General features: G+C 73.9%; 8 protein-coding genes. All 8 read left to right on the top strand.

The annotated features are described in order from the left end of the window. Positions 1 to 1,470, top strand: a 1,470-nt coding sequence (locus VF665_RS04645; protein WP_331052245.1) for a TonB-dependent receptor, incomplete at its 5' end; no start/stop codon positions are given. Between the two features lie 30 nt (positions 1,471 to 1,500). Next, positions 1,501 to 1,680, top strand: coding sequence for a hypothetical protein (locus tag VF665_RS04640; RefSeq protein ID WP_331052244.1), 180 nt, complete (start codon positions 1,501 to 1,503; stop codon positions 1,678 to 1,680). Between the two features lie 161 nt (positions 1,681 to 1,841). Beyond that, on the top strand, positions 1,842 to 3,122 hold the full coding sequence (gene hflX / locus VF665_RS04635; RefSeq protein ID WP_331052243.1) for a GTPase HflX: 1,281 nt from the start codon (positions 1,842 to 1,844) through the stop codon (positions 3,120 to 3,122). A gap of 6 nt (positions 3,123 to 3,128) precedes the next feature. Continuing rightward, positions 3,129 to 4,013: a DUF2520 domain-containing protein gene (locus VF665_RS04630; protein ID WP_331052242.1), complete on the top strand. Its 885-nt coding sequence runs from the start codon at positions 3,129 to 3,131 to the stop codon at positions 4,011 to 4,013. Further along, on the top strand, positions 4,010 to 4,735 hold the full coding sequence (locus VF665_RS04625; protein ID WP_331052241.1) for a pyridoxine 5'-phosphate synthase: 726 nt from the start codon (positions 4,010 to 4,012) through the stop codon (positions 4,733 to 4,735). Before VF665_RS04630 ends, VF665_RS04625 begins: the two co-directional genes overlap by 4 nt. A gap of 17 nt (positions 4,736 to 4,752) precedes the next feature. Further along, positions 4,753 to 6,198, top strand: coding sequence for an Hpt domain-containing protein (locus VF665_RS04620; protein WP_331052240.1), 1,446 nt, complete (start codon positions 4,753 to 4,755; stop codon positions 6,196 to 6,198). 13 nt (positions 6,199 to 6,211) lie between these two features. Beyond that, positions 6,212 to 7,273 (top strand): lysylphosphatidylglycerol synthase transmembrane domain-containing protein, encoded by a 1,062-nt coding sequence (locus VF665_RS04615; RefSeq protein ID WP_331052239.1) that lies wholly within the window; start codon positions 6,212 to 6,214, stop codon positions 7,271 to 7,273. After that, positions 7,266 to 8,159 (top strand): 4-(cytidine 5'-diphospho)-2-C-methyl-D-erythritol kinase, encoded by an 894-nt coding sequence (ispE, locus tag VF665_RS04610; RefSeq protein ID WP_331052238.1) that lies wholly within the window; start codon positions 7,266 to 7,268, stop codon positions 8,157 to 8,159. Before VF665_RS04615 ends, ispE begins: the two co-directional genes overlap by 8 nt. Positions 8,160 to 8,784 lie beyond the last annotated feature (625 nt).

The following is an 8,784-nucleotide window of genomic DNA, read 5'->3' as shown; positions in this document are numbered from 1 at the left end:
CACTTCGACATGAACCTGGCCGTGCCGCTGGATCAGATCGAGCGGATCGAGATCGTGCGCGGGCCGGCGTCGGCGCTGTACGGGGCCGACGCGGTGGGCGGCCTGATCCACATCGTCACGCGGCGCGACGGCTCCGGCGTGCGGGCGCGCACGGAAGCGGGCACGTGGGACACCCGCACCGCCGCGCTCTCCGGGGCGGGCGCGGTGGGCGCAGTGCGCGCGGACCTGGGCGGCGAGTACGCGCGCTCGGACGGGCACCGCTCCGGGACGGACTACGAGATGGGGAGCGGGCGCGTGGCGCTTACCGCACCGCTCGGCGGCTGGACCGTGCGGGCGGATGGTGCCCACGCGGCGCGCGACTTCGGGGCGGAAGGGTTCTACGGCTCGTTCCCCTCGTACGAGCGGACGCGCACCACCACGGCCACGCTGGGGCTGCGCCGCGCGCCGGACGCGGTATTTGCGCTGGAGCCCACGCTGAGCGTCCGCCGCCACGCGGACGACTACCTGCTGCGCCGCACGGAGCCGGACGGGTACCGCAACCAGCACACGAACCTGCGCTGGGGCGGCGAGCTGATGGGGCGCTGGCGTGCGCCGTCCGGGGTGCGGCTGGCCGGCGGGGGCGAGTGGTTCTCGGACGAGCTTCGCAGCAAGCGCCTGGGCGACCGCGCAGAGCAGCACGCGGCGGGGCTGCTGGAAGCCGCGGTGGGGCAGGTGGGGCGCATCGCGGCGACGGCGGGCGCGCGGGCGGACTGGCACGAGCAATACGGCTCCGTGTGGTCGCCCTCCGCGGCCCTGGCGTGGTGGCCGGTGGGCGGCGTGCGGCTGCGGGCCTCCGCGGGACGGGCTTTCCGTGCGCCCACGTGGACGGAGCGGTACTACCAGGACCCGGCCAACATCGGCAGCCCGGACCTGAAGCCGGAGCAGTCGTGGAGCGCGGAGGTGGGGGGCAGCGCCTTTGTGGCCCGTGGCCTGCGCTTGGGGGCGGCCGCGTTCGTGCGGCATGCGGACCAGCTGATCGACTGGGCCAAGCCGTCCGCCTCGCCCAGCGAGCCCTGGCGCACGCGCAACGTCAAGGACGCCCGGTTCCGCGGCGTGGAGGCCGAGGCGGGGTGGGACGGGCCGCTGGGCGTGGCGCTGAGCGCGACGGGAAGCTGGCTCTCGTTCAGCACCGGCGCGGCGGACGGGTTCACCTCCAAGTCGGCGCTGCGCCCCATCGTGGAGAACGTGACCCTCGGCGCCCGGCGCACCCTCGCCGACCGGCTGACGCTCTCGCTCTTGGGCCGGCGCGCGCGCCGCACGGGTGAGGACGCGTACCTGCGGCTGGATGCGCGCGCCGCGTACCGCATCGGCGGCGTGCGCGTCTATGCGGACCTGCAGAACGCGGGCGACGAGCGCTACGCGGACATCACGCGCCTGGACGCGCCCGGCCGCGCCGTTTTCGTGGGCCTGGAGTGGTCCAGCGGACGATAAGGGCCTTTCTGCACCCGGACCGGAGCAGCGATGGATTTCGACATCGAACTGGACCGGGAAGTGGACGGGCGCTGGATCGCGGAGATCCACGCGATTCCGGGTGTTCTGGTCTACGGAGTAACCCGCGAGGAAGCGATCGCCGAAGCGCAGGCACTTGCCCTGCACGCCCTCGCCGACCGGATCGAGCACGGCGAAGTCTGCGGCTTATGATCAAGGCGGGGTGACGTACTGGCCATCGGCAAAGGCCAAGCGGGTTTCGCCACGATCCTGAAGAGATCGGCCCCGTCCTGCTCGCCCGGATCGGGAAAAAGACGGGGCTCATGCCTGACGACCTGTAATCCACCGAGGGTATTGCCATCACCACGCGAGACTTGATCGAACTGGCCGCGCCGCGCGAAAAGGCGATCCTGGTGGGCGCGCCCCCCAAGTCGCAGGCCGCCAACGTCACCGAAGAGCACCTGGAGGAGCTCGGCCGCCTGGCCGACACCGCCGGGGTGGACGTGCTGGACACCTTCGTGCAGCGCCTGGATTCTCCGCATCCCCGGCTGTACATCGGCGAGGGGAAGGCGGAGGAGCTTCGGCAGCAGGTGGCCGACGAGGGCGCCACGCTCATCATCATGGATGACGAGCTTTCGCCGCGGCAGGGGCGCAACCTGGAAAAGCTGGTGGGGACGCGCATCATGGACCGCGCGGAGCTGATCCTGGACATCTTTGCGACGCGCGCCCGCACCAGCGAGGCGCGCGCGCAGGTGGAACTGGCGCAGCTGCAGTACCTTCGGCCGCGGCTCACCCGCATGTGGGCGCACCTTTCGCGCGTGCGCGGCGGCGTGGGCATGCGCGGCCCGGGCGAAACGCAGCTGGAAACGGACCGCCGGCTCATCGACCACCGCATCGCCAAGCTCAAGGACGACCTGGAGCGGGTGGCGCGCACGCGGGCCACGCAGCGCAAGGGGCGCACGGGGCAGATGCGGGCCGCGCTGGTGGGCTACACCAACGCCGGCAAGTCGTCCATCCTGCGCGCGCTCTCCGGCACGGAGGTGTTCGTGGAAGACCGGCTGTTCGCCACGCTGGACCCCACCACGCGCACCATCGAGGTGGGCGAGGGCGCCGAGGTGCTGCTGACGGACACGGTGGGGTTCATCCGCAAGCTCCCCCACCACCTGGTCGCCTCGTTCCGCGCCACGCTGGAAGAGGCGGGCGAGGCCGACGTGCTGCTGCACGTGATCGACGCGTCGCACCCGCAGTGGGAAGAGCAGAAGGAAGTGGTGGAGGAGGTGCTGGGCGGGCTGGGCTTCGGCGACCGGCCCACCGTCCTCGTCTTCAACAAGATCGACCGGCTGTCGCACGACGAGGAGCAGGCGCTGCGCGAGCGGTCGTACGGCGGAACGCCCGCGCTGTTCGTCAGCACGGTGGAGGAGGGGCGGCTGGAGCCCGCGCGCGAGCTTCTGCACGCGGAGCTGCGCAAGATCCGCCCGGACGTGCGGCTCACCATCTCGTCGTCGCAGGGGGCGCTGGTGGCGGAGATCTACCGCGAAGGCGAGGTGCTGGAGCGGGAAGACCACGGCACCGAGGTGCACATCCGGGCGCGCCTTTCCACCGCGGCGCTGGGCCGGCTGCGCGGGCGAGGCGTCAAGATCTACGGCTGGGGCTGATCCGGGGTGGCGGAGAGCGGCCCGGCGCGGATCGGCCACCTGTGGATCATCGGCTCCGGGCGCACGGGGCTGTCGCTGGGGCTGCTGCTGCGGCGCACCGGCGCGGTGCACCGGCTCACCGTCACGGGCCGGCGTCCTGGCACCCCCGCCCATCCGCTCTTTCCGGCGGACGCGGAGTACCGGCCTTCGCTGGACGCGGCGCCAAACGCGGTGGACGGCGTTCTGATCGCGGTGCCTGACGGGGCGATCGAGGAAGTGGCGGGGCGGCTCGCCTCGCTTTCCATCCCCCGGGACGTTCCCGTCGTGCACACCAGCGGCAGCCGGTCCACCGAGGTGCTGGGCGCGCTGGCGGAGCGCGGGCACCCCACGGGGGGCGCGCACCCGCTGGCCGCCATCGCCGATCCGGTCGCGGGCGCCGAGCGGCTGCGCGGGGTGGCGTGGGGGGTGGAGGGAGACGGCGCGGCGCGGGCGCTGGCGGAATCCATCGTCCACGCCTGCGGGGGACGGGCGCTGGCGATCGCCCCGGGGGGCAAGCCGGTGTACCACGCGGCGGCGGTGTTCGCCAGCAACTACGCGGTCGCGCTGCTGGCCGTGGCGGAGCGGTTGATGGACGCCGCCGGGGTGCCGGCGGGGGAAGCGCGCGGCGCGCTGGCGGGGCTGGCCACGGGCGCGGTGGAGAACGTGGCGGCGCACGGACCCGTCCCGGCCCTCACCGGACCCGTCGTGCGGGGGGACGTGGAGACGGTGGCGCTGCACCTGGAGCGGTTGTCGGCGGCGGAGCGCCCGTTATATTGCTCGCTCGGCCGCGAGGCCCTGCGGCTGGCGCGCCAGGCGGGGCTGGACCCCGCGGCGGCGGCGCGGCTGTCGGACCTGCTGGGAGAGGCGCAGTGAGGCTTTACGTCAACATCGACCACGTGGCCACCGTGCGGCAGGCGCGCGGCACCGACGAGCCGGACCCGGTGCGGGCCGCCGTGCTGGCGGAACTGGGCGGCGCCGACGGCATCACCGTGCACCTGCGCGAGGACCGGCGCCACATTCAGGACCGCGACGTTCGCCTGCTGATGGAAACGGCGCGGACGGTGGTGAACCTGGAGCTCGCCGCCGCCTCGGACGTACTCGCCCTGGCGGAGGAGTGGCGGCCGCACCAGGCCACGCTCGTCCCCGAGCGGCGGGAAGAGGTGACGACGGAAGGCGGACTGGGGCTGGAGGGCGACGAGGCGCGCCGCTGGCTGTCCGCCGCCGTGCGCCGGCTGCGCGACGCGGGGATCCGCACATCGCTGTTCATTGACCCGGACCCGGACGCGGTGCGGGCCTCCCGCGACCTGGGCGCCGACGCCGTCGAGCTGCACACGGGCGAGTACGCCAACACGCGCGGCGAGGAGCGGCGCGGGCAGCTCGCCCGGCTGGCGCGCGCCGCGGCGCTGGGGCGCGCCCTGGGGCTGGGCGTGCACGCGGGGCACGGGCTCACCTACGAGAACGTGACGCCGCTGGCCGCCGTGCCCGAGATCGAGGAACTGAACATCGGCCACTCCATCGTGAGCCGCGCCGTCTTCGTGGGCCTGGAGCGCGCCGTGGCCGACATGGCCCGCATTCTCCGCCACGCCCGCCGCTGACCTCCGCACATCCATCCATGTCACAACCCCTCCGCGAGTACTTCGGGCTGGAAGCCGCCGAGTTCCTGGACCAGATGGACGGTCTGCTGGCGGGGGACCAGCGTCCCGACGCCATGCGCTTCTTTCGCCTCGCGCGGGGGGTGCGCGGAAGCGCGCAGCTCGCCGGGGCCGACGCCATCGCCGAGGTGGCGGAGCGGCTGGAAGACGGCGCCCGCGCGCTGCGGGACGGCATTCTGGTGTGGGGGCCGGACGTGCGCGACCGCGCGCGGGCCACGGCGGCGGACCTGCGCGCCTTCGTGGAGCGGCACGGCGCCGGCTGGGGCGCGGAAGACGACCAGCGCGCCCGCGCCGCCGCGGACCGGTGGAGCGACGTGCGCGGCGGCCGCCGCCGCAACGACTCGCCCGGCGGCGCCAACGAGCTGTTCCCGTTCGTGCAGCGGGAGCTGATGGGCGTGGTGGCGGAGATGGATCGCGTGCTGGGCGAACTGGCCGCGCACCCCGCGGAGCGCGATCCGCTGCGGGTGGTGCTGCGGCGCATGCGCCCGGTACGGGGCGTGGCGGGAATGGACGTGCTGGCCCCTGTGCTGGAGGTGCTCGAGGGGATCGAGGACGCGTCGCACGAGATCCTGGGGCGCGTGTCCGGCGTGCTTCCCAGCGAGCTGGCGCTGCTTTCCGCCGCGCGCGACGCACTGCGCGCCGCGGGCGGCGTGCTGGCGACGGGGACGGCGCCTGCGGAATCATCCGCGGAGCTGCAGGCGTTCCGCGAACTGCGCGACCAGGCGGACCAGACGGCCGGGGCGGAGGGCGGGGCGGAGGTCATTCCCATCAGCCGCTTGTTCGTGGACGGGGGCACGCTGAACCTCGTCTCGTCGCCGCTGGCGCCCATGCCGGCGGAAGACGGCTCGGCCACGCCGGAGGTGGAGCAGTTCCTTCGCATTGAGGGCACGGGATTCCTGGACCGGGCCGAGGCCTCGCTGGCGAGCCTGCCGGCGCGGCCCCGCCGCTTCACCCGCACGGCGCGGGAAGTGGCGGAGCTTGCCGCTTCCGTGCGCGAGCTGGCCAGCACCTACGCGATGGCGCCCATGGCGGCCGCCGCGGAGCTGGCGGCCACCCGGCTGAGCGCGGCGGCCACGCCGGACGAGGCGCGCGAGGCGCTGCGCGTGCTGCGCATCGCCCTGTCCGGCGTGGCGCCGCACCCGGAGCCGGCCCCCGCGGCCGCTCCGTCCATCAGCACGGCACCGCCGGAGCCCGGACCCGTGGCGAGCGAGCCGTCCGCGCTGGAGGCGGAGGACGGGGTGGTGCCGGTGGAAACGATCCTGTACGCGCCCGACGCGGCGTTGCGCGAGGCGCTGGCCATGCGCGAGCGCGTGGAGACGCTGGCGCGCGCCACGCCGGGCACGCCGCTGGGCGAGGCGCTGGACGAGCTGTTCGGCCTGGTGCAGGTGGCCGCGGGCGCTTCATGACGAGACGGGGCTGATGAAGGGTCATACCAAGACGGTCGCCGGAGTCGCGGTGACCGTTTTTTTCCTCTGGCTGGCGCTGCGCGGGGTGGAGTGGGCGGACGTGGCCGCCAACGTGCGCGCCGCCAACCTTCCGCTGCTCGCCGCGGCGGTGCTGACGTCGGGGCTGGGGATGCACATCCGCGCGCTGCGCTGGAAGCCGCTGCTGGACCCCGTGGCGCCCCATGTGGCGTGGCGCCCTCGGATCGCGGCGGTGTGCATCGGGTTCGCCACCAGCAACGTGATCCCCGCGCGCATCGGCGAGTTCGCGCGCACGTGGGTGCTGTCGCGGCAAGCCGGGATTCCGCTCACGGCGGCGTTCGCGTCGCTGGTGCTGGAGCGCGCGCTGGACGGCATCGTCATCATCAGCTTTCTGCTCGCCACCATGTCGCTGCCCGGTTTTCCCGCGCTGGCCACCGGGGACGTGGACCTGCAGGGCGCCATCCGCTTCGTGGGGGTAGTGACGGCGGTGATGCTGCTCGGCGTGTTGTGGATGACGTTCTATCCCGCCCCCGCCGTGCGGATCGCGGAGCGCGTGGCGGGGATCATCCTCCCCGCGGGATGGCGGCGGCCGGTGCTGGATGCGCTGCACGCCTTTCTGCGCGGGCTGGACGTGCTGCGGTCGCCGCGGCTGCTGGCGATTTCCGTGGCGTGGGCGCTGGCGCAGTGGTCGTTTCTGGCGCTCTCGTTTCTGCTCGCGTTCCGCGCGTTCGGCATCACGGAGCCGGGGTACGTGGGCGCGGTGTTCCTGCAGTCGTGCATCGCGTTGGCGGTGGCCATCCCCGCGGGACCGGGGTTCTTTGGCCCGTTCGAGGCGGCAAGCGTGTGGGGGCTGGGGCTGTGGGGCGTGGACCGCGCCCGGGCCGTGTCGTTCGCCATCGGCTTTCACCTGGGCGGCTGGTTTCTGGTGACGGCGATGGGGGCCTGGTACGCGCTGCGGCTGAACGTCCGCCTGCGCGACCTGCGGAACAGCGACACGCCGGTGGAGGAGGCGGTGGAGCGCGACGAGGCGCTGGCCGGGCGCGCGGGCCGTGGCTGAGCGGGCGTCGGCGCCCGCGCCGGCCAAGGTGAACCTGTTTCTGCACGTGCTGGCGCGGGAGGAATCCGGCTACCACGGGCTGGAATCGCTGTTCTGCGCGCTGTCGCTGGCGGACACCGTCACCGTGCGGCGTGGCGGGCCGGGGGTGCGGCTTGTGGTGGAAGGAGGAGTGGATACGGGGCCGCCGGAGCGCAACCTGGCCATGCGCGCGGCGGAGGCGTTCCACGGGCGGACGGGCGTGCCCGCGGCGGTGGACGTCGAGTTGGTGAAGCGGATTCCCGCGCAGGCGGGGATGGGCGGCGGCTCGTCGGACGCGGCGGCGGTGCTGCGGGCGCTGAACGCCCTGCACGGCGAGCCGCTGGACCGCGCCGCCCTGCTGCAGCTCGCCATCGAGCTGGGGAGCGACGTTCCGTTCTTTCTGTGCGGCTCGGCGCTGGCGCTGGGGTGGAGCCGGGGCGAGCGGCTGCTCCCCCTTCCCCCGCTCCCCGCGCGCCCCGTGCTGATCGCGCACCCCGGGGTGGCGATGCCCACGCCCGACGCCTTTCGCGTCATCGCCGAGCGGCGGGGCGGGGGATACACGCCGCGGGCCCGCGCCCTTTCGCTGGACCGGCTGGATTCGTGGGACGCGGTGGCGGAGACGGCGGAGAACGATTTTCAGCCGGTGGTCGAGGAGCGGATTCCGTTTGTCGGGCTGGCGGCGGCGGCCATGCGGACGTCGGGCGCGCGGATCGCGCTGATGGCGGGAAGCGGGTCCTCCGTCTTTGGCGTGTTCGATTCCGCGGACGAGCGCGACGACGCCGCGGAGCGCATCCGCGGGCTGCGAATGAAGGTGTGGGCCGCCTCCACTGCGCAGGCGGAGCCGGTCGCGGAGGTGGACGCCGAGTAACGGGTTCGATGCTCGAAGCCACGGAACGCCGCCCTCCCCGCGCGGGATGGCGGCGTTCTGTTTTACAGTGGCGCGGCCGCACATCCGCTATTGCGCTGCGTTCACCGAATTCGCGGCCGCAGCCGAGAGCCCGGGGCGTGTCACGCCAGCCACGCCTCTGCGCGGATTCGGCGGTCGCGCGCGGTCCGAGCGAGAGCGAGTGCGGTTGAGGGGCGGCATCGTCCGCCCCGCCGGTGTCCTGCCGCCCACCTCGGCGCCGGGGCGTCATTCTCAAGGAGCGTGCACCGCGCTTTCTCTGGCACCGCGTTCATGCGCGACTGAAGAATCCCGGACCGAAGCATCCGCCGCGCCTCGGGCGGGCGTGGCGCGCTCCAGCCTCTCCCGCCGCACCCGCAGCGTCCGAGCGAGGCGCGCAACCGGGCGTGCATCGGAAGCGGTGGCGCGGGATTCTTCGGTCGGGGCCAGAGGGTGGTGTGACGGACGGTGCGGCGCTGCGCCTCCCTCAGAATGACGCTCGAAGTCCGAGCCGGGTGAGGAATCCCGGCGCGCCTGAGGTGGCGGATCCGGTGCGCCTGATCCAGTTCGCGCGGCCGACGCCGCCGGCGCCGCCTGCGGCGGCACCTCC

This window comes from Longimicrobium sp. (genome assembly GCF_036387355.1).
Taxonomy (GTDB): domain Bacteria; phylum Gemmatimonadota; class Gemmatimonadetes; order Longimicrobiales; family Longimicrobiaceae; genus Longimicrobium.
Note: the sequence above shows the minus strand (reverse complement) of the source record. Positions and strands in the feature narration are given on the sequence as shown.